Consider the following 24,942-nt stretch of genomic DNA (forward strand, 5'->3'; position numbering starts at 1 on the left):
CAATGGGAAAAATAGGGTTGCAGGGGAGACGGACATAGAGAACCCGAAGAGACATAAACTAGCCCAAGGAAGATCTATAGAAACGCTAAATTCTTAATAAACCTCTATCGCTGTTTAGGTTTTAACACATTTGCGCCTTTCCAGCAGGGGATCAGGGGAACTGAACTGAACTCAAGGCAAGGATCAACTCTGCATCCTGTAGTTGGGTTTACAACTATGGCCAATTGAGAATGCTAGGCTAACAAGGGTAAAGACCTCTCCCATAACAAACCATTACCCCCTATGCCGCAAATCTTTGATCCCCTTCCTAGCAATAGTTGCGATCGCATCCTCTGCTGTTATGTCAATGCCACCAGCAAAATTCAGGTGGTGCGGATTACCAATATTGCCAATTGGTATTTCGAGCGGGTTGTTTTTCCGGGGCAACGACTGGTGTTTGAATCACCACGGGCAGGACAACTGGAAGTTCACAGCGGCACAATGGCCAGCGCGATTCTTTCTGATACCATCCCCTGTACAGAGCTACTGGTTCAAGAAGGGGCCGGTAATTTTTTTCCCAGTGATCCCGTTATCCAACGGCGGTTAGAATTGATTAATGAAGCTCCTGAGGCTGTAGCTACAAAAGTAACAAGTCGTTGAGTCAAGTCAGTCTGCGCCCGCGCACCACTGCCATTTTGGCCACAAGTTTAGATGGCAAGCTTGCCCGCTCGGATGCGGCCGGCAAACGTATTGCCTCTCACTACGATTTTCAACACCTTGAACAGCAGGTGGCCCAGGTGGACGCCGTACTCTTTGGGGCGACGACGTTGCGCTGGGGGGGGACAGCAATGCGCCTGCAATCTCCCCATCTCATTGCCGAGCGCGAACGCCAGGGGCGATCGCCCCAACCGTTGCAAATTGTCTGCTCCGCCAGCGGCAACCTAGACCCTGCGCTTCCCTTCTTTCGCCAGCCGATTCGCCGTGTCTTGCTGACCACTGAGAAGGGGGCTAGCCATTGGCAAGGATCCGCCGCCTTTGATGAGTGTTGGCGGGCAGGCGAAGAAGCAATTGACTGGCCCAAGGCGTTTGCCAACATGCAAGGGGCGGGGGTGCAAACCTTGGCGGTGTTGGGGGGCGGACAGCTTTTGGCATCCCTGTTGCAGATTGCTGCTATTGACGAATTATGGTTGACCCTCTGCCCACTCCTCCTGGGGTCGGCAGCCCCCAGCCTCTATCCCGATGGAGTCGAATTCTCAGGGATGTTGACGCTTCTCAATGTCTTACCTGTGGGCAATGAAGTGTATCTCCACTACCGTCTCACCTATGCTTGATCGCCACTGAGTCTAATCAATTCTCCTCAGGGATAATTCGCATCTCCAAGGGGGAGGCAAGAATGCAATCACAGTAATTGAGAACGGGGGGCGTAGGCCAACCCCACGTAACCCCAATACTCCCCGCAGCTCCCCCCCGCTGTGCCATCAGGCCGTCACTATCTGCATCGCCAATGACCACGGTTTGATCTGGTTGCACGCCAAGGCGATCGCACACCCTGAGGAATACCTGCGGATCGGGCTTTGTGGGTGGTTCATCTCCTCCCCGCCAGAGTTGGAAGAAGGGCTTCAAGTGGTAGGTGTCTAGAAAAGCCTCGATTTCCCACTTGCCATCGCCGGAGATAATCGCCAAGGCACATCCTGCCCTGTGGAGTTGCTGCACTAATTGAGTGACACCCGATAGAGGGGGTGTCCACGGCGCTTTGGCCGTAAACTGGAGGTCGGCTTTTGCAAAGGCCGTGCGCACGAGTTCTAAAGCGGCAATCCAAGGAATTCCCTGGGTGGCCACAAAGGCCGCAGCGGCAATTAGGTTCTCCTGCCGTGTTCCCACTGCTTGCAATCCGGTTGGCTCGAGATGATCACCGATCACCCCAAAGGCCTGAAGTAGTGCCTCTTGCAAATTCGGGAAGTGTTCGGCAATTTTCACAGCGCGGGCGATCGCCACCAACCGCAGGTAATCGGCAACATCCGCTAATGTGCCATCTTTATCAAAGATCACTGCTGCTACCGAGTGAAAACAGCGTCCCTGACACCACAGCTGCACCATTCCCCAAACCTCTTGGGTAGTAGGATCAAAACACAAAGCACAGAAGATGATGAGGATACTTCTCCCTTGATTATCGTCATTGATAACTACGACAGCTTCACCTACAACCTTGTCCAGTACTTAGGGGAGCTAGCGCAGGAGTTCCCAATTGCTGCGGATCTGCGGGTCTTTCGCAACGACAGGATCGGCCTCGAGGAAATTGCCGCCCTTGCCCCTGCGGGTGTTGTCATTTCCCCCGGCCCTGGTCGCCCTGCGGATGCCGGAATTTCTGAACCACTGATCCGCACCTATGCCGGAAAACTGCCCATCCTAGGGGTTTGCTTGGGGCATCAAGCCATTGGGGAAGTCTTTGGCGGCACGGTGACACTGGCACCAACACTGATGCATGGCAAAACGTCAGAAATCTACCACAGTGGTGTGGGGGTGTTCCAAGAGCTGCCCCAACCCTTTACGGCAACCCGCTACCACAGCCTCGTCATTGACCGTGACAGTTGTCCCGATGTATTGGAAATTACCGCCTGGACAGAGGATGGCCTAATTATGGGGGTGCGTCACCGCCAATATCCGACACTGGAAGGGGTGCAATTTCATCCGGAGAGCATTCTTACCACCTGCGGCAAAGACCTGCTACGGAACTTTTTGCGTCAAGTGTCCAGTCCATCGGTGTGAGCCGGCCACTTTTCGGTACACTGAGCTGGAATAGGAGTGTCGGGAGAAAAAATGGAACGGCGGCAGTTCTTGCGTTTGGCTCAAATTGGGGCGATCGCCAGCCTTGGTGGACATTGGGCAGCCCATGCTCAAGGGAGGGGTCTTTCGCTTCAGTGGTTTGGCCACACCTGTTTTCTCTTTACGGGCAGTGGTCAGCGGGTACTGGTGAATCCCTTCCGTCCCATTGGCTGCACCAAAGGATTACGGCCTCCCCGTGTTGCTGCCGATATCGTCATGATTAGCAGTCGCCTCTTCGACGAAGGCTACATCGAAGGCTTACCCGGCCAACCGAAACTGCTCTTTCAACCCGGCTCCTACAAAGTTAACGGTCTGAGCATTCAGGGCATCCGCACTAGCCATGACCGCGTCGGTGGCTTTCGCTTTGGCGTCAATGTGGTTTGGCGCTGGCAGCAGGGGGGCATCAATCTCCTGCACATGGGGGGGATTGCCATGCCCATCACCATTGAGCAACGAATTCTCATGGGACGGCCTGATGTGGTCATTGTCCCCGTGGGGGGGAGCGATAAGGCCTATACGGCCGAGGAGGCGAAGGCGGCTATTGATGCGCTGCAACCTCGCTTGGTGATTCCTTCCCACTATCGGACGGCGGCGGCTGACCCCAACAGTTGTAATCTCGCGGCGCTGGAAGACTTTTTGAAGGTGATGGAGGGAACTCCGGTGCGCCGCAGTGGGAGTGCGTCCCTCAGTCTATCGGCAGCCAATTTGCCCCAGAAGACCACTATCCAAGTTCTCAATATCTGATCAGAAAAACCGCTATTATTGTGTGTCATTGTTTGCCGTAGAACAAGTAGCGAGTTGAGGAAACGCCATGATTCAGGTTGAGCACCTGACCAAGGTTTACGGCACAACTGTCGCCCTACGGGATGTCAGCTTTTCGGCCGCTACGGGAGAGATCCTCGGTCTCCTTGGCCCCAATGGTGCAGGCAAAACCACCACCATGCGGATTTTGGCAGGGTATCTGCCGGCAACCAGTGGTACAGCCTCGATTGCAGGCTATGAAGTGCACACAGATCCAATGGCAGTGCGGCAGCGCATTGGCTATCTGCCCGAAAATCCTCCCCTTTACCCAGAAATGACGGTGGCAGGCTATTTGCACTTTGTAGCTCGCATCAAAGGCGTCAGTGCCGGCGATCGCCCCCAGCGGGTAGAATATGCCCTCAAAAGCTGTGGCCTTTGGGAGCAGCAACGGACAATTATTCGCAAACTCTCCAAGGGCTACCGGCAGCGGGTGGGCATTGCCCAAGCCATCGTCCACGATCCGCCCGCCATTATTTTGGATGAACCCACGGTGGGTCTCGATCCGCGTCAAATTATTGAGGTACGGAATTTAATTAAAAACCTGGCGGGACAGCACACAGTGATTCTTTCTACCCACATTTTGGCAGAAGTGAGCATGACCTGCGATCGCGCAGTGATTATCAACAAAGGCGAAGTCGCGGGCATTGGTAAACTGGATGAATTGCTGCAACGCCTCAGCAGCAACTACACCTATGACCTCGAAGTGGTGGGCGATCGCCCCCAGATGGAATCCCTGTTACAACACCTTCCCCATCTACAGCAGATGACCTGGCACAATGGCCCTGCCCCAGGGCGACAGCAGCTGCGGGTGAGTAGTCCAACAGAAATTGGCGCTGATCTTGCCAACCTCCTTGTCCAAAATGGCGTGCAACTCTTTGAAATGCGCCGCTCCCGTGCCAACCTAGAGGAGGTGTTCTTGAAGCTCACGACCGATGAACCAGTCGCAGAATCCAGCGATGAACCCGAAAAAGCCCATGCTTAGCGTTTCCCGCCACGGGCTGCGCGTCCTTTTTGCCAACATTCTTGCCATCTACCGCCGCGAACTCCAGAGTTACTTTACTGCCCCCTTCTACTATGTGATTGCCGGCGTATTCTGGCTGCTCAGCGGCCTTTTTTTCCTCGTTGTCATGACGACGATTATCAACCAGGTGGCTCAGCAGGATTTACTGCAACAGCAGTTTGGAGCGCCAAGCCAAGCCGTTGATGTGCCCAAGCTGATTCTTGAAAGCTTCCTTGGACTTTTAGGCTCCATTTCCCAAGTGATTTTGCCGATGCTCTCCATGGGACTCTACACCGAAGAGCGTAAACGCGGCACCTTAGAACTATTGGCCACCTCACCAATTACCAACTGGTGTGTGGCAACGGGTAAGCTTTTGGCAGTGTTGACGTTTTATACCACGCTCCTGCTGCCGGTGGGCGTTTATCAGTTTGTTGCCCTGCGGCAGAGTACGCCGCCCCTCTCCCCTTGGCTGATTTTGGCGGGCAACGGCGGATTGATTCTTTTAGCCGCTGCCATTCTCTCCCTGGGAATGTTTCTCTCCTCCTTGACCGATAGCACGATCTTGGCGGCCATTTTGGGGTTTGCTGTGTTGCTAATTCTCTGGGTGCTGGATGTCTTGGCCAAACATACTGGGGGGCATCTCAGTGATCTCCTCACCTATCTTTCACCCCTAGAGCACTTTACCCACCTGACGCGCGGAATTTTCCGCACCAGTAGCCTAGTTGTCTTTGGCAGTTATATTTTCCTAGGCATTTTCCTTACAGCGCAGTCCATTGATGCCTTTCGTTACCAGCGCAATTAGGGGGTATGGGTTATGAAGCGTTTTGCCCAAGGTTCAGCCGCCGGCATGTCCACGCTACTGCTGTGGGCGGCGCCACTCCTTATCATTGCGGGTTTGAGTGCTGGCTTTGTCACGCAGCGCTGGAATTGGCTCCCCTTGAGTCTTTTATCCCTGGGGGGGATTGCCCTGCTGCTGTGGCTGATCCAGCAAAGTCGGGTGTCTAGTGGCTTTTGGGGACGCCGTTCCACGCAAACAAGTACCAATGCCCTCTTGACGGTAATTGCTGTGATTGCCCTATTGGGCATTGTCAACTTTCTCGCGGATCGCTACACTCTTGAGATTGATCTCACGGAAAACCGCGCCTTTACCCTCGCGCCAGAAACCCGCGATGTTTTGCAAAATCTAGATCAGCCGGTGCGGGTCTTGGTGTTTGACCCCAATGCCGCCAGTCGCGATCGCCTGCTGTTAGAGCAATACCGCCGTCAGGCCAATAACCAATTTTCCTTCGAGTTCATTGACCCCCAAGAACAACCCGCCCTGGCCAAAAAGTACAACGTAACCCAAGTGGGGCAAGTGATTGTTGTGGCGGGCAAGAAAACCCAGCGCATTGATGAAAACCTTTCCGAAAGCAACCTCACCCCTGCCCTGATTCGTGTTACCAGCGATCGCCCAATCCGCGCCTATTTCACTACGGGGCACAATGAACTCCCCCTCATAGGTGGGGCGGCCAGCCTCAGTGAGGTCGCTAAACTCCTAGAGCAACGAGATGTGCAACTACAGCCTCTCAACTTGCTGGAAAAAGGCAAAATTCCCGAGGATGCCAATGTCATTGTTGTGGCGGGTCCACGGCAGCCCTTTTTGCGGCTTGAGCAGGATCTGCTCAAAGAGTACCTCAATCGTGGCGGCAGCCTTTTGCTGATGCTCGATGTGGATGTCAACGCGGGTCTTGAGGATTTACTGAAAAACTGGGGACTCACGTTGGATAACCGCTGGGTTATTGATGGCTCCGGGGTGGGTCAACAGGTGGGACTGGGGCCTGACACAATCATTGTCAGCACCTATGGCAATCACCCCATTACTCAGCGCTTTGCCCAAGGACCTAGCGTCTTTCCGCGCGCACAGGCCATTCGTGTTGATCCTGTAAAGGATGATAACATTGTGGAAATTGCCCTCTCTGGACCACAAACTTGGGCAGAAACCGAGTGGAAGTCGGGCAATCTTGAATTCACCGAAGGTGTAGATACCAAAGGGCCGCTGCCGATTGGTGTGGCAATTACTCGTCAGTTGAGTAACAATCCCCCAAAGGAAGCCCGCTTGGTTGTCTTTGGCGACTCAGAGTTTGCGACCGATGGCGTGATTGCCTATCAAGGGATTAATAGTGATCTCTTTGTCAATTCCGTACTCTGGTTGGGCGATCGCGACCAAAAGGCACTCTCCATTCGTCCTCGCGAAACGACCAACCGCCGCCTGCAACTCAATGTGACTACCAGTCGTTGGATTGAGATGATCAGCGTGTTTCTATTGCCCCTTGTGGGTTTTGGCTCAGCTGTTTTTGTCTGGTGGCGACGACGCTAGCCCATCTCTAGGGCAACAGTCTCCTACCGTTACCCTCGTTTGCTCCTCTATGCCCTGATCGTTGGTCTGCTTGGCGGCTGTGGGGTCACGGCTTTTTATTCGGGGGTCTCAAGTTGGGATTTGCGGTTTTGTGGGGGACTGAGCTTAGCCAAGTAAGCATTGGTACTTGGGCGCACCTCTATCCTTAACATTCGTGGCTTAGGCAGTTGGTTAGCGGATCGGTTGAATCTCCCCCCAGATAGCACCCGCATTCTCACCCCTTGGCACCACGCTGTTTTTTTGGAAGTCCCCCATGCTATACCCCCTTGAGTGTGGCCTGAGCTGGCATGAGGGGGCAATCGCGGTGGTGGTCACAAACACGCCTTTGGGGCTGCTGGTGATTCTGACCCTGCCCATTGCTTCCCTCCCCAGCCGGCGATCGCGGGAGGGCACCGCTGATCCCTGAGAAAATTATTAACAGAATATAAAATCCAGATATAACCCTTTACATTTTCCTGGGAGATTGATTAATATAAGGTTACATTCCGTTGCATAACCCCGGTCGGTGTTCCTGAAGTCTCTGAGGAACTCGCCGGAGAACTGTAAACGGTTTGTAGTATTCATTCATATTGTTCAACAGGACTTATCACTATGACGACTGTCTTACAACGTCGCGAGCAACTGAACCTGTGGGAGCAATTTTGCAGCTGGGTCACCAGCACCAACAACCGCCTCTATGTGGGCTGGTTCGGCGTGTTGATGATCCCCACTCTGCTTGCTGCTACCATCTGCTTTGTGATTGCCTTCATCGCTGCTCCCCCTGTGGACATTGATGGCATCCGTGAGCCGGTTTCTGGCTCCTTGCTCTACGGCAACAACATCATCACCGGTGCGGTTGTCCCCTCCAGCAACGCCATTGGCTTGCACTTCTACCCCATTTGGGAAGCGGCTTCCCTCGACGAGTGGCTCTACAACGGTGGCCCTTACCAACTGATCATCTTCCACTTCTTGATCGGTGTCTTCTGCTACATGGGTCGTGAGTGGGAACTCAGCTACCGCCTTGGCATGCGGCCTTGGATTTGCGTGGCCTACTCCGCTCCTGTGGCTGCTGCTACCGCTGTGTTCTTGATCTACCCCATCGGTCAAGGCAGCTTCTCCGATGGCATGCCCCTCGGTATCTCCGGTACCTTCAACTTCATGCTTGTGTTCCAAGCGGAGCACAACATTCTCATGCACCCCTTCCACCAACTGGGTGTGGCCGGTGTCTTCGGGGGTGCGCTGTTCTGCGCCATGCACGGTTCACTGGTGACCTCCAGCTTGATCCGTGAGACCACCGAAACCGAGTCTCAAAACTACGGTTACAAATTCGGTCAAGAGGAAGAGACCTACAACATCGTGGCGGCCCACGGTTACTTCGGTCGCTTGATCTTCCAATATGCCAGCTTCAACAACAGCCGCTCGCTGCACTTCTTCCTCGCCGCTTGGCCTGTGATCGGTATCTGGTTCACCGCACTGGGGATCAGCACCATGGCCTTCAACCTCAACGGGTTCAACTTCAACCACTCCGTTGTGGATGCTCAAGGCAACGTGATCAACACTTGGGCTGACATCATCAACCGTGCCAACTTGGGGATGGAAGTGATGCACGAGCGCAATGCCCACAACTTCCCCCTCGACTTAGCTAGCGCTGAGTCTGCGCCTGTGGCCATGATTGCTCCCAGCATCAACGGCTAACTCTCAGAGCAACTCTAACTAGCTTCTAGTTAAGGGAACCGCCTCTTTATCGGAGGCGGTCTTTCTTTATGATGGTCAAAGGGTAGGGACTCTATTAATGAATGGTTGGACATCCCTCTTGGTAGTAGCAGCGCCTCTTGTGGTTCAAGCGGCAACACCAGCGCCAGAGATCATCACGCGGGCGATCGCGATCGCTGCCGAGCAGTTTGGTGAGGAAGCGGATCAAATTAGTGTCGTTCAAGTTCAGCCTAGGGTTTGGTCCGATGGCTGTTTGGGTTTGGGAGGATTGCGGGTTGATTGCGCCGAGCGTTTGACCCCCGGCTGGGAAATTGCCTTGACAAACCCCAACGCCCCCTACCCCCAAGAGTGGGTCTATCGCACCAATCAAAGCGGTTCCCTCATTCTCTGGGATGCCGCCGGTAGTCGAATGATTGGCATCCTAATTCAACGACCTCAACGCCTGAGTCCGGAAGCGTTGCCACCTCCCCTTCCTGAAGGCGTAAGTTTTCGCGTGATTCGGCAAAGTGATTCTCTTGGGAACCGTCCACCCTCAGTGACAACGACCCTGCTTTACGAGGACGGTCGGATCGTCCAGCAAACAACGACTGCGCGGGGGGAAATCCTCAGCCGCACGCTGCGCACAGTGACCACTGCTCAAGTCAGCCAGTTTAATCAACTGTTGAGCGATCGCCGCTTTGACCGCTTCAATGGCCTTGACTTTGTACCCACCTCCTTAGAGCGACCGGTGCCTATTCATCTCGTCTCTACCCCCACCGCAACGGTACGTTTTGCTGAAGCCAATGAATACCGCCTTGCTTCTGACTTGGTTGCCGTTTTGCGCTCATGGGAGCTATTGGTTGCGAGGGGTCAGCTTCCTAAACCCACATCAAATTGAGAGTAGCGTGATATAGCCCTTTTCACATGGAATTAAGATGCTAATGGAATAGGATGCTAACTTCATTCCAGCGGCCTGAAGGAGCAATTTTCTCCAGTTCATCAATAGACTTAAATTTTCTTTTTTGTTTGATTCGCTCGATAACTTTTTCAGCATCTTCGAGTGTTAAGTTCGGCACACGTTTAACGAGATTCTCAGGTTTTGTACAGCGGTTGATCAAAATACGATCTCCAGTCCCTTTTTGCTTAGGGATAGACTGCTGTAATTCACTCAAACTTCTTTTGAGTTCATCCAATTCCTGAATAATTCTTTGCGGAGAGCTATTTTGTTCATCCAATTTATTTTCGATCTTCTTAAGTCTATTGTCAAATCCTATAAGTGTATTCTCAATTTTTGAAAACATATTTTTAGTTTCCAGAAGTACTCCCACTATTTGAGGAGTTTGATCTGCTGGGGCGCTTTGCTGCAATGTTTGTGAATAAGAGCTGTCGGCTTTCTGATTTATTCTGAAAATAGATTTAAGTCTTTCTTGGAAGGGTGGAACATCTGTATCCTGAAGCTCAATTCTCGATGCAAATAAGTGATTGATACCAAGCTCGCGGGCAAATTCAACTATCTCTTTGCCAAAAATAACTTCATATTCTCCCTCCTCTACCGGCCGAATAATTAGCGGCACAAGGTTTGTGCGATGCCTTTGTAAGTCTTCACGAATAAGCTGCGGTGAGGAAGACAGTAAGTCCGGAGGATAACTGCTTGGCACTCTCAGAGAGTCAACGTGAATTTGCCCCTGAAATACTGGGCGGGGAGTCAGATGTTTTGAGATTTTTTCTAGATCATTCATTATTTCGTGAGAGCTTTGCTAGAGAGATAACGAGCTAAGTTTTGAAAGGATTGAGTTAAATCATCAAGCGAGTTTCTGTCCCGTCTAAGTTCGTGATAGAGTTTTTCGCTGAAGATGGGTTGACCGAAGTTTATAGTGTGCAGCATGGTAACTTTCTCAGGAATCCATGTGCTCTCAGGCAAAATCTCTATGGTATTGCCGTATTTTGAAAGAATGTTCTCTAGTTTGCTTCTCATCTGCTGGTTAGCTGCGGATTTTGAACGGTTGTACATGCTAACTGCAATACCCAGGGGGCGAGGTGGATTTTCCATGGCATTCCTCATTGCTTCTAGCCGAGCAAGGACGTACTCTATTGCTCGAATGGGGTAAGGGGCAAGTTGAGTGGGGATAAGCACACCGTGAGAAGCCATGAGAGCGATTGTATTTACTTTACCGAAGGCTGGTGGTGGATCAATGAGAATGACATCATAACTGTGATTAGAGAGTTTGCGTTGCAACACCCGATCAATATCAATGGTATTAATGAGGGCAGGTTCTTTATCCGCAAGGCGAATATGAGAGGGAACCACATCTAGCTGTAAATCATCCCAAGATTTTCTATAGATCACTTCCTCTAGGCTGACCCGTGGCTCTAGCAACAGATCGCTAATGTCTTTCCTCCCTTGCTCTTCGACATCCCTGAGGGGGTCAATCCCTACACCGATGGTTAAATTTGCTTGAGGATCGATATCAATAAGAAGAACTCGCTTACCCATTTCAGCAAACGCAGCACCAAGGTTAAGAGTTAGGGTGGTTTTACCAACGCCTCCCTTGTGGTTAAAAACCGTAATGATCATGGATGCCTCCTTGGCTGGGATTGATGAGATAAAGAATGAAAATTTCTTAGTCAACTCTTTTTCAAAATGATGGTAAACCTTCAATTGCTGGTGAGTAAGAGCATTCATCAATGCTGTAGCGGTGGAGCGATGGAGAAGTTTACCCAATTTTTGCAACGCCTTTTTGTCAAGATCTCCTGAACAACAGTTGACTTGCCGCAGCGGCTCCTTCAGCGGGTTCTGGTAAAACAGTTGGTATTCTCGACCGTTGGTCAAGAGACCAAAGACAGTGCGGCCAATTGCCATGTATCGCTTGAGTTGTTGACTGCCACTGAGTTTTTTTTGTTCTGGACTTTTGACTTCAATGATGAGATAGTTAAAGGGGGAGACATCGGTTCTGGACAACCTGACAACAAAATCGGGATACTCATTGCCAATCCGTGGTTTGGCTTGGTACTCAGCGTCACTGTAGCCCCACTGCTTGAGCAACGGCAGGATAATTTTCTGTTCAATGTTTGCTTCATTGCTCATGGGAAGCCACCAGGCAGGGAGTGCGCTTAGAAACACATCCAGCAAAATTATCCTTGATAACAATGAGCAATTCAATGTGCTAACAAATCTTTACGGTAAAAGCGCGAAGAGTTGCTCCACAATAGCAATAGATACTTGAGGTAAGGCAGATGCCCTCTCTCCGTTATCTCGATGCTTTGGAGTATGCCGCTATTCTGCATCGCGAACAAACGCGCAAGGGATCAAATGTGCCCTACATTTCCCACTTAGTTGCAGTGTCAATGATTGCCCTTGAGTATGGTGCCGATGAGGATGTGGCGATCGCGGGTCTCCTCCATGATGCCGTTGAAGACCAAGGGGGACTGCCGATCCTAGAGGCGATTCGTGAGCGTTATGGCGATCGCGTGGCTGAAATTGTCCGCGCCTGTTCTGATTCAGTGGCCAATACTCTAGAAGGAGAGGCAAAACTGCCTTGGGTAACTCGCAAACTGAGCTATATCAAACATATTCAACAAGGAACCAACGCGGATCGCGATGCCCAACTGGTTTCCGCCAGTGATAAGTTGCATAACTTGCTGTGCATTCTCAGAGACTATCGCAACATTGGTGGTGATCTTTGGGAGCGTTTTCGGGCAGGTCGGGAGGGAGTTCTCTGGTACTACCGCGAGTTAATTGCCGCCTTTGAGAGCGCCCATCTCATTCCCCTCAGTCTATTGGAGCGGTTGCAACAAACTTATCAAGAACTGAGCCATGCAGTCGAGAAGAAGGAGGGTCTTGTACTGCCGTCTGGTTATATGCCTGTGGCATAGGCCGAGAGGGTTGCTTCCCCAGAGTCTCCGCTGGAGTAGTATCATGAAAGCAACTTGAAACCCACCGGCGTCACCAACTTAGGAGCAGCAACCAATGGATGGCTTTTGGGAAAATGTCCTGCGCTACCAACGCTACTTTGTCACTGTCTTATTAGGGGTAGTGTGGCATGTCCTCGAACCATTGGTGCCCCTGTTTAAGCGTCCCCTGAGCGCGATCGCTCTTGTTAGCTTGATGGTAGGGCTGCTGACGTTTGTAGCTCTCACGTTACGCGCCATGCTGGGGTTAACTGCTGCATAAGGTGGCATGCTGACCTCTTCCCTACCCATCAAGGCACAAATTGATCTGATTTTGCTGAGTCTGGAAGCTTTGGCGCAGGTGGGTTCGGCAGAGATATTGACATTGGCAGAAGCAATGGGGTTTGAAGCCTATTTGCGCGATCGCGTAGGGCTGTGGCGATTGCGGCAAGCGAGTCCCCTGCGGCGAGGTCGCACTGGGCGACGCAAATTGGATGTGGATGAAGCCCGTGCCCTAGCTTTGATCTGTAGCCGTTTAGCGCAGCAGCATCGGCAAACCATCCGCACCGCCATTGAACACTGGCAACAGCAGGCGAGCCAAGGTCGCCCTCCCCATTTAGATCCGGTTCTCGGCGATTACATTGACCGCTTCACCGGCTTGTATCAAGAGCGCATGGCCGACAACAGGAGCGATGGTCCTGAATTGGCGCAACTGGCTTTAGATTTACTTGTGGACTTGCTCTTTTACAGTACACCCCAAGGGGCACGTCGCCTCTGGATTACCCTCCTAGAACGCACGACGCCTGCAACCCCCTCCCTATCCCTGGTGGAACCTGAGCCAGCACCTCCACCAGCGCCTGAATTGCCCGTCCTGTTTCCCCATTCCGATGTCTAATGAGTACCACCCTCAGCTATTCTCAGCCCACCTGTCAACTGGATGTTGCCGCTGAATTGTTGCCCTTCAGTCAAAAGCTACGCCGTGCACCGGTGCGATCGCTCCACTTTAGCCTAGCTTTCGGAGAAAAACTAAGATTTGAGGGCAACGATCGCCAGCTCTATCAACTAAAAACGCTGGTCAACCAATATATTGAGAGCTTTCTCACTCATCCCCAAACACCGACAGAAGTCGTCATAGAAGGCTTAGTTTTGCGATCGCGATCGCCCCTCGAACATGAATTGCATCTACCCGATGGGCGGGTGATTCTGCTGCAACTGACCGAGTTATACGATTTAGTGACCGTTCTCGATGACTGGTCTGCCGTCATGGAACCATTGCCGGAACTGGTGGAACGCGCCCAATCGATCCTTGCTCAAATCCCAATCTGGGCCAAAAGTGCAGCGGTGGGCGTGGGCATCGTGGCTGCCTTCACCCTTGTTACTCAACGCTGGCTAATGCCACCAGCTTCAATGGTTGTCACTTCCCCTAGGGAATCCAACCCGTCCCCCCTAGGGATGCCATCCCCTTTGCCGGAATCTCTAGAAACCCCGCAACTGGCTCCTCTGCCTAGTCCGCCGCCGGCTCCCCCGCAAGCCTCCACCCTTGTACCGCTGCCCTCCCCCGCGGCAATGCCTCCCCCAGCGAGCCTGCCTGCCCCACCGCCACCCCCTCCTGCCCAAGAGGAACCCCGGCCGCAATCCCCCAATCAAAGGAACGTCGTCATCCAAGCTCCCACGGAGGCCGCACCTGCCAGTATTGAACCTGTTCCAATGATCACTCCCACAGTCGAAGCAACCCCCGTCCCTGCAACCACTTTGCGGGAGGTGAAAGCCTATTTTCAAGACCGTTGGCGCCCGCCGGCCAACCTAGACACGAGTTTAGAATACCGTATCGTCCTCAACCCCGATGGTACCCTTGCCCAAGCGCTCCCCCTGAATGGCGCGGCGGCCCGTTTTATTGATCGCACGCCCATCCCATTACGGGAAAGTCCTTTAGCCAGTCCTTTTGCGGGGGAGCGACCAATCTTACTCAGGTTGGTACTGATGCCCTCTGGTACGGTTCAGGTGTTTAGCGACAATTAATAAGTATTACCACTAATAAGTATTACCACTTTTTGCACAACAGCTGCGCGAGACCTTTAACTGGAACACGAGACCGTTGCCAGAGTTGCAGCTTGCCGTTGGATATAGCGAAACATGTTGTAAAAGCCATTGCTACGGGAAGGAGTAAGGCTCACATTGAGTCCGGTGCGCTCAATAAAGTGGGGTGTGAGCTGTAGAATTTCAGCGGGAGTGAGACCTTGCAGACCTGTGATTAAAATGCCGAGCAGTCCTTTCGTTATTTGGGCATCAGCCATCCCGCGAAACCGGACTTTACCTTGATCAGTAAGCTCAGCCACAATATGAACTTGGGATACACAGCCAGGCACACGGGTAGAGGCGGTACATTCCGCTGCTGATAGCTCAGGAACCTGCTTGGCAAAGGAGAGGAGATATTCGTAGCGGCGGCGGGAGTCTTGGATTTGTTCAAAGCGTTGCACAATTTTTTCCAATGTGGTGGGCAAAGCATGAGTGGTTTTCATCGCGAGCAAGATTTAAGAACTTTAACGAATTTACTCTCTAAATATAGACGTATACGATATACAGTGTGTCATTAGCAAAACCAGATAGAAGCAGCAATATATATTGCGCCTAAAAAGTTTTCTGCTGCGTAACGCTTGCCTATGACTCGCTTTAGGTTGAGTTTGGTACAGAAATGCTCAACCAACTCCCGACGGATAAGGATACACTCTTGCCTCAACCCACAATTCCTTGGCAGTGCCACCCTTCTTCCCTCCTTCCTTAGGAGCAAATCCTCGATGGTTTGCTATGAATCATCGCAAAGGCCGCACCGATCCATAGGGGTCTGCTTATGAATGCTGATGGCTTGCATGTCAACCGAACACCAAGGCAATTGTTAGCGGCAATAACATCCCCTAGGCTCTTGAAGAAACTGCGGGGGGAATGGTGGCAATTTCCTGTAAGTGTTTCTTCACTTCTGCAGCATTGGGGTAGCGTTCCCGAGGATCGGGGTGGGTCAAACAGTTGATCAAATCCACCATCCGGGGATCTAAGTGGGGAATATCCTCCGCATAGAGACGATACTCACGGGTACCCCAACGGAAATAGGTTTCCGGTTCATAGCCTGTAAGCAAATACACCATCGTTGCCCCCAAGGCAAATAGATCCGAAGCGGGTTCAGGTTTTCCCTCCTGCTGTTCTGGTGCCGAATAGCCCACAGTGCCAATAAACGTCCCTGAATCAGAGGTCAGAACTGACGCTTTACACCAGCCCACTAACACCAAATCTGTGGTTTCCCGCCTCACGTAGGGATGAATGAGATTCGAGGGACGAATGTGCAAATGCAAAACAGGGGGGTCTTGCCGGTGCAGGAGTTCGAGCAACTCACACACAGGAATAAGCCAACGACTGACCTCAATCACGTTCATTGGCCCTTGTTCCTGAATCCGCTGTTTTAGGGATTGGCCATAGACCATTTCTGAGACCAAGTAGGAGTCGCTGCCGTATCGAAAAGCTTCCCAAAATTGGGGTAACACCGGATGCTTGATTTTGCACAACTGCCGTGCCTGGCGTTGAAAGGCACGGATTTCTTCGCGGGATGCAGCAAGACTATGTCCCTTAATCACCGCCGTTAACCCACTGCGCCAGCCCAAATAAATGTTGCTTTGACCAAGGGCACGAATGATCTGGTAGTGACCAAGGGTTTTCCAGACGCGCAGCGGTACACCACAGTCAATGCAAAAAATATCATTTTCTTGGGCATGGCTGTGCTGGCAATCAGGGGGAGCACGCCATTCACTCAGTAAATGAACTGGGAGTTGGCCTATCACCGCAAACTCAGCCCCTTGCTCTTCTTGGGCGGGAACACTGGTACTACTGGAGGTGGGGGTGCTCTCTTCAGCACGGGGGGTGGATTCAGCAACTGTACCGCGGGGTTCCTCTTCCCCTGCATAGGTGCCCTTCTCAGCATCTACCAAGCGACCTTCAGGAACTGTTTCCATGCGGGCATTGGGAGTAGCAGGATGCCGATCAGAACCGAGGCGAATTTTAATATTGGGTCCAGAGCGTGCCAAGCGAAGGATGGCACCATCCACTAAGGTGGCCTGCTGAATGCGTTTGCCATCCAAATAGGTACCGTTAGTGCCAAGATTGACCACTTCCCATTGCAAGCCATGACGACGCAGTTCTACATGGTGACGCGACACCACTGCGCTATAGAGTACGACGTGATTATCTACCGCTCGGCCAATGCGGATGACATTTTCATTCTCAAAGGTCCAGCTTTGCACCGGAGTAGCCTGAACAGGGTGGAGCAATGTCAATGTAATCACGTTGTCTAACCGCCTCTTTGTACCTAAATACACTCTAAAGAACTAGGAGATGCGTTCATAGATAAAGCTGACTAAATCTCCCTTCCCTAAGGCAATGCGATCGCCCGATTGCAGGCGGTGACGATTGCCCGGATAAAGGGGAGTATTGTTAATATAAGTGCCATTGGCACTTCCAACATCTTCAATATAGTGGGCACCCCCCTCAATTCGCAGATCTGCGTGGATACGGGAGACAATTTCTGAGTTGGGAAAGCCAGCCACATCAATATCCGGGGGGATACGATCATTGGGCTTGCCGATATGAATCACAGGACGCCCCGTGGGAATTTTCAGCTCTCTGCCCGTTTGCACATGAATTAGCTTAGCTTCAATGGTGGGAATCTCCATTGAGAAGACATGAGCTGGTGGGGGAGGCGGCGGCGGTAGCGTTGTTAGCCGTCTTTGATGGGCAAGGACTTCCACAGCTGGTGTAGCACTTGTTGGGTGTTGCATCACCTTTGGTATTGGGGGTGGGCTGACGGCAATGCGACGCAGATTGAAACCACATTGGCCACAAAAGCTAGCGTCTGGTTGAACGGGGGCACCACAATTTGGACAAGGAGTCATACTGGGCATGGGCGAAAAACACGCTTCACATTAAACAGCACCAAGGGGATTGGGAGGCAAACACTCGGAACAGATCATCATGGAAATAGAGATGATGCCCTATTCCACTGCCGATCCAACCAACCTAAGATGAGGGTACCTATGGTTTATCTCTACTTCCCAGAGTAAAGCTAAAGAAGCTAGCTGTCTCTATATTTAGGTTAGCTTTTACACCCCAATTCTATACGGGTTCATTGCCAACGTGCTGATGGCGGAAAAAGTTCAATAAAGCAGTTCAAGCAGCGTAGGAGTAGGCTCTTGCCGGATCCAGAAGCACCGATTAACGTCACCAGTTGTCGCGGCTGAAGGGTGAGGCTGACATTGCTGAGCAGTGGCTGATTGCGGTAAAACACGCTCCGTTGGCGTACCTCGGCAATAGGGCCAACAGCAGTTACCAGCAGAACTTGGGTAGTGGCCTCCCTACCAATCTAATACAGTAATGTTGGCCTACAGCCTAGGGTTCCTGAAGTTCCTCCGGGGAGAGGACAGGCGGTGTTGGCAAAGAAGGCGTAAGACTGCGGGGGGTGGTACGCTCAAAGCTATGCAGAATCACATAGAAACAGGGAATGAGAAAGAGGGTGAGCAGTGTTGCCACAGCTAAGCCGGAAAACACAACAATGCCAAGGGGCTGCAAAAATTCTGAGCCTTCCCCTAGACCCAATGCCAAGGGGAACATCCCCACCACCGTTGTAATCGTGGTCATCATAATCGGGCGGAGGCGGGCAGGGGCAGCTTTGCGAATGGCTTGGCTACGGCTACAGCCCTCCTGTTGGTAAATCTCATTCGCCAACTCCACCATGATGATGGCATTGTTGACGACAATCCCCACCAGCAAAATGGCACCAACAATCACCGTGGCACCAATCGCTGTTTGTGTCAGGTATAGCCCCCAAATTCCACCGGCCAAAGCCAAGGGAATTGTAAACATAATCACCAGCGGGTCAAGCAGGGAGTTGTACTGTACCGCCATGACCACAAACACGAGAAAGGCTGCTAAACTGCCCAAGACCACCAAGGCCTGTTGCAATTGCTGATTGGCTTGGGCTGCGGTGCTCGGCATCAAGGATACCCCCGGCGGAAACTCCAAACTGTTAAGAATGTCATTGACCTGCGCAAGCGCCGCACTCAAGCTGGCGCCCTCGACAAGATTTCCGGCGAGTATAAAGACCTGCTGCTGGTTAATGCGGCGAATTTCGCCGGGGGCTTGGCTAGGTTCAATGCGGGCAACATCCCCAAGGCGCAGAGAGCGGTTATTGGGGGTAAAAATGGGAATGTTTGCGAGATCGGCGGGGCTTTGAATGCTATCACTGTCCAGTTGAACCCGAATATCCACTAAGCGATCGCCCCGTTGCAGACGGGTGGGCACAAACCCTTCCAAGGCGGTTTGAATGGTCTGGCCAAGGTTGAGGGTATTCAGCTCCAGCTCGCTCACGCGCTCCCAATCTGGCAGAATTTGAATTTCTGGCTGGCGGGGATCGGCATCGGGACGAAAGCGCACCAAGGTGGCCTTTTCATCAAGGACTTGCAGCACTTGGCGACCAAAGCGGTTGAGGGTCTGCTCATCGTTGCCCCGCAATATGACATCAATATCGGCGCCGCGCACCGGTGAGTTGGTGAGAATAATTCCCCGCACTTGACCAGGACGTAGGCGCAGCCGCACTCCCACAAGGCTAAGTTGCTCTAGGGCTTGCGTGGCTTGGGTAATATAGCGATCTACATTAATGCCGCGCTGCAGAATAATGGTGCTGTTTGCCCGCAGGGGATTGGCAATTGTATTCGTACCAAAGAGGGCACCCCCAGTTGTGGTAAAAACCGCCTCCGTCCCCGGTTGTGCCATCAGCACCTCATCTACGGCCTCCATAATGCGGCGACTCGTGGGGAGGGGCATGCCCGGCGGAAAAATGGCCGTTAGGTTGACTTGACCGGTATTAATGCGCGGTAGCAATTCTTGGGGAATTTGCTGGGCTAAAAACCAACTGCTGCCCCCCAGCAGAGCGATCGCCAGACCCACCACCAGCCAGCGTGCCCGCAATACTCGTGCCAATGCCCATTCATAGCGTCTTGAAAGCCAGAGAAACTTTTCATTAAAAAGGCGAATAAAGGCCACCTGCCGCAGGCGATTTTGCATCCGCATTCCCAATAGACGTGAGGCCAACGCTGGCACCACCGTCAGGGCCACCACCAGTGACGCCGCAACAGCAAAACTAATCGTTAGGATCAGTTCATTAAAGAGCAGCGCAATCAAGCCCCCTAGCAACAAAAAGGGCAAAATAGCGACCAAGTTAGTGAGGGTAGAGGCCAAAAGCGCCGATTCAATACTTTGACTCCGCCGTTTTACTTCCTCAAGGTACTGTTCTTGGCTCATGGAGTGGGGGTCAATATCCGCCAAGGTTTCCAACATGACAATGGCGTTATCCACAACAATGCCGACACCGAGCGCTAGCCCCCCTAAGCTGAAGACATTGAGGGAGAAGTTAAATAGCCCCATTAGTAGGAGCGCCGCCATGGTTGACAGGGGAATCGCCAGTAAAATAATCAGGGTTTGCCGCACAGAACCAAGGAAGAGTAGCACAGCGATCGCTGCTAACAATGTCCCCGTCAGACCGGCGGTAATCACATTATTGAGAGAGTTGCGAATATAAATTGATTCATCGAGAACAGGCACAATTTGAGCCTCGCGGGGCACGAGATTGGCTGCCTGCAACTCCCCTAGGCGGCGCTTAACCCCCTCAACCACTGCCACTGTGTTGGCTTCTGGCTGCTTAAGAATACTGACTTTGACTGCTGGTTGGCCATTGAGCGTGACAAACACCCGCTGCTCGGCACTGCCATCAACAACTTGCGCCACATCCCGCAGATAGAGCCGCTGACCATTGGCGCCCCTCAACACCACCTCCTCAATTTCACCGGCATCCCGAAACCGCCCCACCGTGCGGGTGAGAGGTTCTGCCGTTTGGCCGCGAATGCGGCCCCCTGAGACATCCTGGTTGCGATCGCTCAGGGCAGTCAGAACTTGGTTTAACCCCACTCCCGTGGCCTGCAATCGCTCTAAGTCCACAAGAATTCGTACTTCTTCAGTGGTTCCCCCAGAGACATCTACCCCGGCTACACCCGGAACGATACTGAGTTCGCGATCCAAGTCTTCGTCAGCGAAAACCCGTAACTCTCGGCCACTGAGGGTTTCTGAGGTCAAGGCAAACTCATAGACCGGCAATTGCGAAGGGTCAAACTTAAAGAGGCGCGGCGACTCAATAATGTCGGGCAGTGCACTGCGGGCACGGTTAAAAGCAGCGGTGGCCTCATTTAAGGCCTGATCGACATCGCCGCCGGGCTCAAAAAATAAATCAATGCTGACTTGACCTTCACGGGTTTGGGAATAGACCTGCACCACGCCCTCTGTGCGACTAAGGGCTTCCTCAAGGGGCTTGGTTACCTCCTCAACGGCCACACTGGGCACTACCCCCGGCACATCTAAACGTACACCAATGCGGGGGTAGGTAATCCCCGGCAGCAGATCCACCTCCAGACGCCAAAGGGTAAAGACTGCCAAAACAATAACAGTCAGCGTCAGCATTAGGGTGCCGATGTGGCGGGTCACCGCCAAGCCGCTAAAACTAAAGCGTGGGGAGGTCATGGCAGTTCAAACCTCATCCGTAAGAGTTACCCCTTAGACACCGCTACTGTAACAAATCGTTTCTGAGCTTTCATCAGCGTAGTTCTCTTCCTGAAACATTCCTCAAGTCTGCCCAGGGGCTGATGGCCCTCTCCCTCAGGTGGGCGGGTAGGGTTGGGAGCAGGGTATCGCTATACAAGCCTTGATCCGCGCGAGGAATTCTATCACGGAGCACCTGTTCCCTGAACGCAGCCTCTTGAAGAACCGCACTCATCAACCCCCTCAGGTTAATTTCAGGAAAGTAGCGGCTCTTGGATTGAAGGTTTATCCACAACAGGTCTAGCTCCACTGTGCCACAGCACAAAGTTCAAGGGCTTTGCAATAGCAGATCGGGCAGACGGTGTTCCCCTTGCATTAGCCTAGAAAAGGCAGAGATTCAAACGAGCAAAGATGCAAGACGGGCGTGTAATTGCCGATTCAATTTCACCCGCAGGGGTGCGCTTGGTTACACTGCAACTGACATATCCGCGTTTTATTCACAGCGAACTCCTCACCCATCGGGTGTTTTCCCGCAATTCCGCCAGTTCGCGGGCAGTGCCAGTGACAAAGATGATGGCGCAGGTGGAAGAGAATCCCGTCATTCCCTACCATTGGGGGCAAAATCAACCGGGGATGCAGGCGCGCCAAGAGAGCGAACACAAGGAGGCGGCCAAGGAAATCTGGTTGAAAACCCGCCTCGCGGTTCTTGAGGGGGCGCGGCAACTCCATGAGCTAGGCATTCACAAGCAAGTAGTCAACCGCATGCTGGAGCCGTGGATGTGGATGCAAACGGTGGTGAGTAGCACCGAGTGGGATAACTTTTTGCGCCTGCGTAACCACCCCGATGCTCAACCCGAAATGCAAGCCTTGGCCAAGCTAATTCAGCACCTGCTGGAAACCCATGAGCCGACCCCTGTGGCTGTGGGGGAGTGGCACCTGCCCTATATTGATGCCCATGAGCGTGAACGGTACAGCCTTGAAGAATGTAAGTATATGTCGGTGGCTCGCTGTGCGCGGGTGTCTTACTATCTGCGGGATGGCAGACGCAGTGACCCAGAAGCGGATCTAGCCCTGTATCACCGCTTGGCGGGGGCAGACCCCAAGCATTTGTCTCCCTTGGAGCACGTGGCTGAATGTATGGGCGATCGCCAGCCCTATGCGAATTTTGTGGGTTGGCGGCAACTGCGTTACTTTGAGGAGAGAAAATCAGCGAATCCCCGCGAATCATCCACGATACACTGAGTAGCAGAAGACACTATTTACTCAGTTGACGACAGCGAGGAGCGCAGCTATGGACGTTGCCATTAACGTGAAGCCCATTTTGCTGGCCATTACGCCAGTGTTTATTGTGCTGTGTTTGGTCTTTGGCACCCGCAATGGTTTCTACGACACTGATCACTACCACGGCAACGGTTCTGCTCACTAAAACTGACTAGGGAGGATAACTGATCACGATTCATGATCGAGTGCCTCAACTATGGGGTGGGTCACGCCGATGAGGGGGTGTGCATTGGCTTAGGAATTGGCACCTATCGGATTTTGCTGGACTGTGGTGTCCCATCCCTTGATGCATTGCCCCTCGATGAGATTGAACAGCATCCCTTTGACTTGGTGCTCTGTAGCCATGCCCACGCGGATCATGCCCAGAGTCTGTTGGCACTCCATCGTCGTTTTCCCCATATTCCCATCTATGCCAGTGAGGTGACGACCCAGCTTTTGCCCCTCAACTGGCCAGATGAAACGGTTCCCCCCTTCTGCCGCGCTTTGCCTTGGCGATCGCCCGTTGAGTTTGGCGATGGCTTGACGGCAGAACTCTTTCCCGCAGGGCATTTGCCGGGGGCAGCGGTTTTTGTGCTTACATACCAGGACCCAAACACAGAACGCCCCCCCTTAAGCGTGGTTTACACGGGGGATTTTTTCCTGTCCCATACTCGCTTTACGGAAGGACTGCCCCTAGCGGATTTGCGGGGATTGCAGCCGGATGTGCTGATCATTGAGGCTAGCTTAGGCACAGCGCGTCATCCCCACCGCCGTCAGCAGGAAAACCAATTGGCAGAGCGGATTCGCACGGCGGTTGACCAAGGCTATAACGTCCTGCTCTCCCTTCCTCCCCTCGGTACAGCCCAAGAAATTCTCATCCTGCTGCGCAGTCATCATCTTTTTACAGGACAGCCGATTCAGATTTGGGTGAGTCCGGCGATCGCCCGCGGCTGCGATGCCTACCTTACGGTTTTGCCCCATTTACCCACCGCCATTCAGAACTTTGCTCAACACCAATCCCTCTTTTGGGATCAGCGGGTTAAGCCCGAAGTTCAGCCCTTGCGCAGTTTGGCACAAATTCGGGGTGAGACCCCCACCATTGTCCTTGTGGAGGAGAATCAAGACCTGCGGCCCTACGTGACCCAGGGGCAACGACCTTGGCTTGTGCTCTATCCACGGCTGCGCTATGGTCAGCCCTTTCGAGGAGACAATCCTGACTTGGCCCGGTTACCCAATGTGGAGGTGGATACATTTCTACTCTCCTTCCATGCCGATGGCCCTGCGACGACTCAGCTGATTCACAATATTCGGCCGCAGCATGTGGTTCTCATCCATGGCGATCCCAACTACCTTGCCGATTTAGCCAGTCTGAATGAACTCAGCAACCGCTACCATCTACACACACCCACCAGCGGCTCAAGGATTGAATTTCCCATTGGTCAGCTGGCGCTTTCCACACCCACTTCCCTAATGCAAGTGGCCTATGAGGGGGAGGTCACTGAGTGGAACGATGAGGCAATCATTCGTCTGCCGGCCTCTGTGACCACCGATCCGCGCTGGCGACGGCTGGCGGATACGGGTTTTGTCCTTGCCTCCTGGCAGGGGGAGCAATTGCTGATTCGCGGTATGACCCCTAAGGAAGTGCTGGGTGGGACATCAGCTTCCATCGCCCCCGATCAGGAAAGCTGTTTTAATTGCCAGTTTTATCGGGGTCAGCGCTGCTGGAATGAGGCCTCTGCCCTGTACAACTTCAAAGTGGCGCCAGAGGGCTATTGTCCGGCCTTTGAGCGGGCAGAAACCCAACCCGAACCCGAAAGCTAGGTCACTTGGAGCTGCCGCCGCAGGGTCACCGTTGGACTTTCGGCGCCGGTTTTAGGATCAATGGCGATCGCCATCAGGGCAATAGAATGCACGCTGGCGGGCACGTCAATATGGAGGACGGTTTGCCAGTCATCCCCATAGCGATAAAAATCAAAGTCCACCAGCCAGCGGGGACCCGCAATTAACTCTCCCGTTTCGCCATCGGTGATCCACACTTTGACGGAGCATCCCCGTTGGGTTGCAGGCAAATTCACCTTGAGGTGCAGCGGCGAGACCAGTGGCTCCGGTGAGAGCATGAGCCGGGGTGGGGTCAATGGATAGGGAGTCTCAGAATTTGTGGATGCCGGGGGGGGTGCTAATTCCGCTAACCGTTGCAATCGCAACCAAAATCGCTCTTGGCGATCCATGGGCAAATCCTGAGGCGGTGGCACCGTGACCGCAGACAGGGGCTGACAAAAACTAGGCAAATCCACCACCACAGGGGCTTTCACAGGCTTCAGTTGGGGCGGTAGGCAAAAGCCGCTTACCGGTACAGGTTCGAGGGTAGTATCCCCTAAGATGGGTAACTGCGGGCCGGTGACTGTTTTACTCTTGGGTGGGGCGGAGACAGCCGGAATCTCGGGTGCCGGTAACACCGTGACCATAAAGGCTTGGACTTGGCGGAGATCGCTGTGCTCTA

25 protein-coding genes and 2 pseudogenes are annotated in these 24,942 nt (G+C 52.9%); 17 read left to right on the forward strand and 10 right to left on the reverse strand.

What is annotated here, in order from left to right:
- The first annotated feature begins 282 nt into the window (after nt 1–282).
- Together Q0711_RS06865 and Q0711_RS06870 are read left to right on the forward strand one after the other, a co-directional pair.
- The gene (locus Q0711_RS06865; protein WP_298612154.1) at nt 283–639 is read left to right on the forward strand and encodes a DUF1830 domain-containing protein; all 357 of its coding nucleotides are present in this window, start codon (nt 283–285) and stop codon (nt 637–639) included.
- Nucleotides 636–1,310 (forward strand): RibD family protein, encoded by a 675-nt coding sequence (locus tag Q0711_RS06870; protein WP_298612151.1) that lies wholly within the window; start codon nt 636–638, stop codon nt 1,308–1,310. Before Q0711_RS06865 ends, Q0711_RS06870 begins: the two co-directional genes overlap by 4 nt.
- A gap of 16 nt (nt 1,311–1,326) precedes the next feature.
- Here the strand turns inward: Q0711_RS06870 and Q0711_RS06875 are convergent, their stop codons facing one another.
- A complete protein-coding gene (locus tag Q0711_RS06875; protein ID WP_299042062.1) occupies nt 1,327–2,076 on the reverse strand; it encodes an HAD family hydrolase in 750 nt (249 codons plus the stop codon).
- Between the two features lie 66 nt (nt 2,077–2,142).
- On the opposite strand from Q0711_RS06875, the gene Q0711_RS06880 reads away from it, so the two are divergent.
- The 8 genes from Q0711_RS06880 (at nt 2,143) to Q0711_RS06915 (ending at nt 9,567) form a co-directional block, all read left to right on the forward strand.
- Nucleotides 2,143–2,745: an aminodeoxychorismate/anthranilate synthase component II gene (locus tag Q0711_RS06880; protein WP_298612144.1), complete on the forward strand. Its 603-nt coding sequence runs from the start codon at nt 2,143–2,145 to the stop codon at nt 2,743–2,745.
- A 51-nt stretch (nt 2,746–2,796) separates the two neighbouring features.
- On the forward strand, nt 2,797–3,546 hold the full coding sequence (locus tag Q0711_RS06885; protein WP_298612141.1) for an MBL fold metallo-hydrolase: 750 nt from the start codon (nt 2,797–2,799) through the stop codon (nt 3,544–3,546).
- Between the two features lie 67 nt (nt 3,547–3,613).
- Nucleotides 3,614–4,585 carry an ABC transporter ATP-binding protein gene (locus tag Q0711_RS06890; RefSeq protein WP_298612858.1) on the forward strand — a complete coding sequence of 324 codons (972 nt, stop codon included), beginning with the start codon at nt 3,614–3,616 and terminating at the stop codon, nt 4,583–4,585.
- Nucleotides 4,578–5,405: an ABC transporter permease subunit gene (locus tag Q0711_RS06895; RefSeq protein WP_298616931.1), complete on the forward strand. Its 828-nt coding sequence runs from the start codon at nt 4,578–4,580 to the stop codon at nt 5,403–5,405. The genes Q0711_RS06890 and Q0711_RS06895 overlap by 8 nt, the downstream gene beginning before the upstream one ends.
- A gap of 12 nt (nt 5,406–5,417) precedes the next feature.
- Nucleotides 5,418–6,959, forward strand: a complete 1,542-nt coding sequence (locus Q0711_RS06900; protein ID WP_299042065.1) for a Gldg family protein — start codon at nt 5,418–5,420, stop codon at nt 6,957–6,959.
- Nucleotides 6,960–7,251: 292 nt separating this feature from the next.
- A complete protein-coding gene (locus Q0711_RS06905) occupies nt 7,252–7,404 on the forward strand; it encodes a hypothetical protein (protein ID WP_298612849.1) in 153 nt (50 codons plus the stop codon).
- A 185-nt stretch (nt 7,405–7,589) separates the two neighbouring features.
- Nucleotides 7,590–8,672: a photosystem II q(b) protein gene (psbA, locus tag Q0711_RS06910; RefSeq protein WP_299042067.1), complete on the forward strand. Its 1,083-nt coding sequence runs from the start codon at nt 7,590–7,592 to the stop codon at nt 8,670–8,672.
- A 97-nt stretch (nt 8,673–8,769) separates the two neighbouring features.
- Nucleotides 8,770–9,567 carry a hypothetical protein gene (locus tag Q0711_RS06915; protein ID WP_299042070.1) on the forward strand — a complete coding sequence of 266 codons (798 nt, stop codon included), beginning with the start codon at nt 8,770–8,772 and terminating at the stop codon, nt 9,565–9,567.
- 40 nt (nt 9,568–9,607) lie between these two features.
- Here the strand turns inward: Q0711_RS06915 and Q0711_RS06920 are convergent, their stop codons facing one another.
- Nucleotides 9,608–10,408, reverse strand: a complete 801-nt coding sequence (locus Q0711_RS06920; protein WP_298976078.1) for a hypothetical protein — start codon at nt 10,406–10,408, stop codon at nt 9,608–9,610.
- Nucleotides 10,408–11,754 (reverse strand): AAA family ATPase, encoded by a 1,347-nt coding sequence (locus Q0711_RS06925; protein WP_298976076.1) that lies wholly within the window; start codon nt 11,752–11,754, stop codon nt 10,408–10,410. The genes Q0711_RS06920 and Q0711_RS06925 overlap by 1 nt, the downstream gene beginning before the upstream one ends.
- A gap of 149 nt (nt 11,755–11,903) precedes the next feature.
- Between Q0711_RS06925 and Q0711_RS06930 the strand changes: the two genes are divergently transcribed.
- From Q0711_RS06930 to Q0711_RS06945, 4 genes are all read left to right on the forward strand, one after another.
- Nucleotides 11,904–12,542 carry an HD domain-containing protein gene (locus Q0711_RS06930; RefSeq protein ID WP_298616098.1) on the forward strand — a complete coding sequence of 213 codons (639 nt, stop codon included), beginning with the start codon at nt 11,904–11,906 and terminating at the stop codon, nt 12,540–12,542.
- A 94-nt stretch (nt 12,543–12,636) separates the two neighbouring features.
- Nucleotides 12,637–12,840, forward strand: a complete 204-nt coding sequence (locus Q0711_RS06935; protein ID WP_298616101.1) for a DUF751 family protein — start codon at nt 12,637–12,639, stop codon at nt 12,838–12,840.
- A 6-nt stretch (nt 12,841–12,846) separates the two neighbouring features.
- A complete protein-coding gene (locus Q0711_RS06940; RefSeq protein ID WP_298616103.1) occupies nt 12,847–13,452 on the forward strand; it encodes a DUF3038 domain-containing protein in 606 nt (201 codons plus the stop codon).
- Entirely contained in the window at nt 13,452–14,576 is a 1,125-nt protein-coding gene (locus Q0711_RS06945; RefSeq protein ID WP_298617305.1) for a DUF4335 domain-containing protein, read from the forward strand. The genes Q0711_RS06940 and Q0711_RS06945 overlap by 1 nt, the downstream gene beginning before the upstream one ends.
- Nucleotides 14,577–14,632: 56 nt before the next feature.
- Here Q0711_RS06945 and Q0711_RS06950 read toward each other — a convergent pair whose 3' ends face one another.
- From Q0711_RS06950 to Q0711_RS06970, 6 genes and pseudogenes are all read right to left on the reverse strand, one after another.
- Nucleotides 14,633–15,076, reverse strand: a complete 444-nt coding sequence (locus tag Q0711_RS06950) for a SufE family protein (protein WP_298616107.1) — start codon at nt 15,074–15,076, stop codon at nt 14,633–14,635.
- Nucleotides 15,077–15,147: 71 nt separating this feature from the next.
- A pseudogene (locus tag Q0711_RS06955) lies at nt 15,148–15,267 on the reverse strand (IS5/IS1182 family transposase); the annotation flags it as partial.
- Nucleotides 15,268–15,469: 202 nt separating this feature from the next.
- Nucleotides 15,470–16,885 (reverse strand): serine/threonine-protein kinase, encoded by a 1,416-nt coding sequence (locus tag Q0711_RS06960; protein WP_299042073.1) that lies wholly within the window; start codon nt 16,883–16,885, stop codon nt 15,470–15,472.
- A 42-nt stretch (nt 16,886–16,927) separates the two neighbouring features.
- Nucleotides 16,928–17,572: pseudogene (locus tag Q0711_RS06965) on the reverse strand (FHA domain-containing protein).
- A 149-nt stretch (nt 17,573–17,721) separates the two neighbouring features.
- Complete coding sequence (locus Q0711_RS11690) at nt 17,722–17,883, reverse strand: ATP-binding cassette domain-containing protein (RefSeq protein WP_298616111.1); 162 nt, start codon at nt 17,881–17,883, stop codon at nt 17,722–17,724.
- Nucleotides 17,884–17,984: 101 nt separating this feature from the next.
- Nucleotides 17,985–21,164 (reverse strand): efflux RND transporter permease subunit, encoded by a 3,180-nt coding sequence (locus Q0711_RS06970; RefSeq protein WP_299042076.1) that lies wholly within the window; start codon nt 21,162–21,164, stop codon nt 17,985–17,987.
- A gap of 429 nt (nt 21,165–21,593) precedes the next feature.
- Here Q0711_RS06970 and Q0711_RS06975 point away from each other — a divergent pair, with 429 nt between their 5' ends.
- From Q0711_RS06975 to Q0711_RS06985, 3 genes are read left to right on the forward strand one after another with little or no spacing between them, the layout of a single operon-like run.
- On the forward strand, nt 21,594–22,424 hold the full coding sequence (locus Q0711_RS06975; RefSeq protein ID WP_298616115.1) for an FAD-dependent thymidylate synthase: 831 nt from the start codon (nt 21,594–21,596) through the stop codon (nt 22,422–22,424).
- A gap of 49 nt (nt 22,425–22,473) precedes the next feature.
- Entirely contained in the window at nt 22,474–22,608 is a 135-nt protein-coding gene (locus tag Q0711_RS06980) for a hypothetical protein (protein WP_298616163.1), read from the forward strand.
- A 32-nt stretch (nt 22,609–22,640) separates the two neighbouring features.
- Nucleotides 22,641–24,263 carry an MBL fold metallo-hydrolase gene (locus Q0711_RS06985; RefSeq protein WP_298616117.1) on the forward strand — a complete coding sequence of 541 codons (1,623 nt, stop codon included), beginning with the start codon at nt 22,641–22,643 and terminating at the stop codon, nt 24,261–24,263.
- Here Q0711_RS06985 and Q0711_RS06990 read toward each other — a convergent pair.
- Nucleotides 24,260–24,942, reverse strand: a 683-nt coding sequence (locus Q0711_RS06990; protein WP_299042079.1) for a hypothetical protein, incomplete at its 5' end; no start/stop codon positions are given. The genes Q0711_RS06985 and Q0711_RS06990 overlap by 4 nt on opposite strands.

The sequence above is a fragment of the uncultured Thermosynechococcus sp. genome, assembly GCF_937958135.1.
Taxonomy (GTDB): Bacteria; Cyanobacteriota; Cyanobacteriia; order Thermosynechococcales; family Thermosynechococcaceae; genus Thermosynechococcus.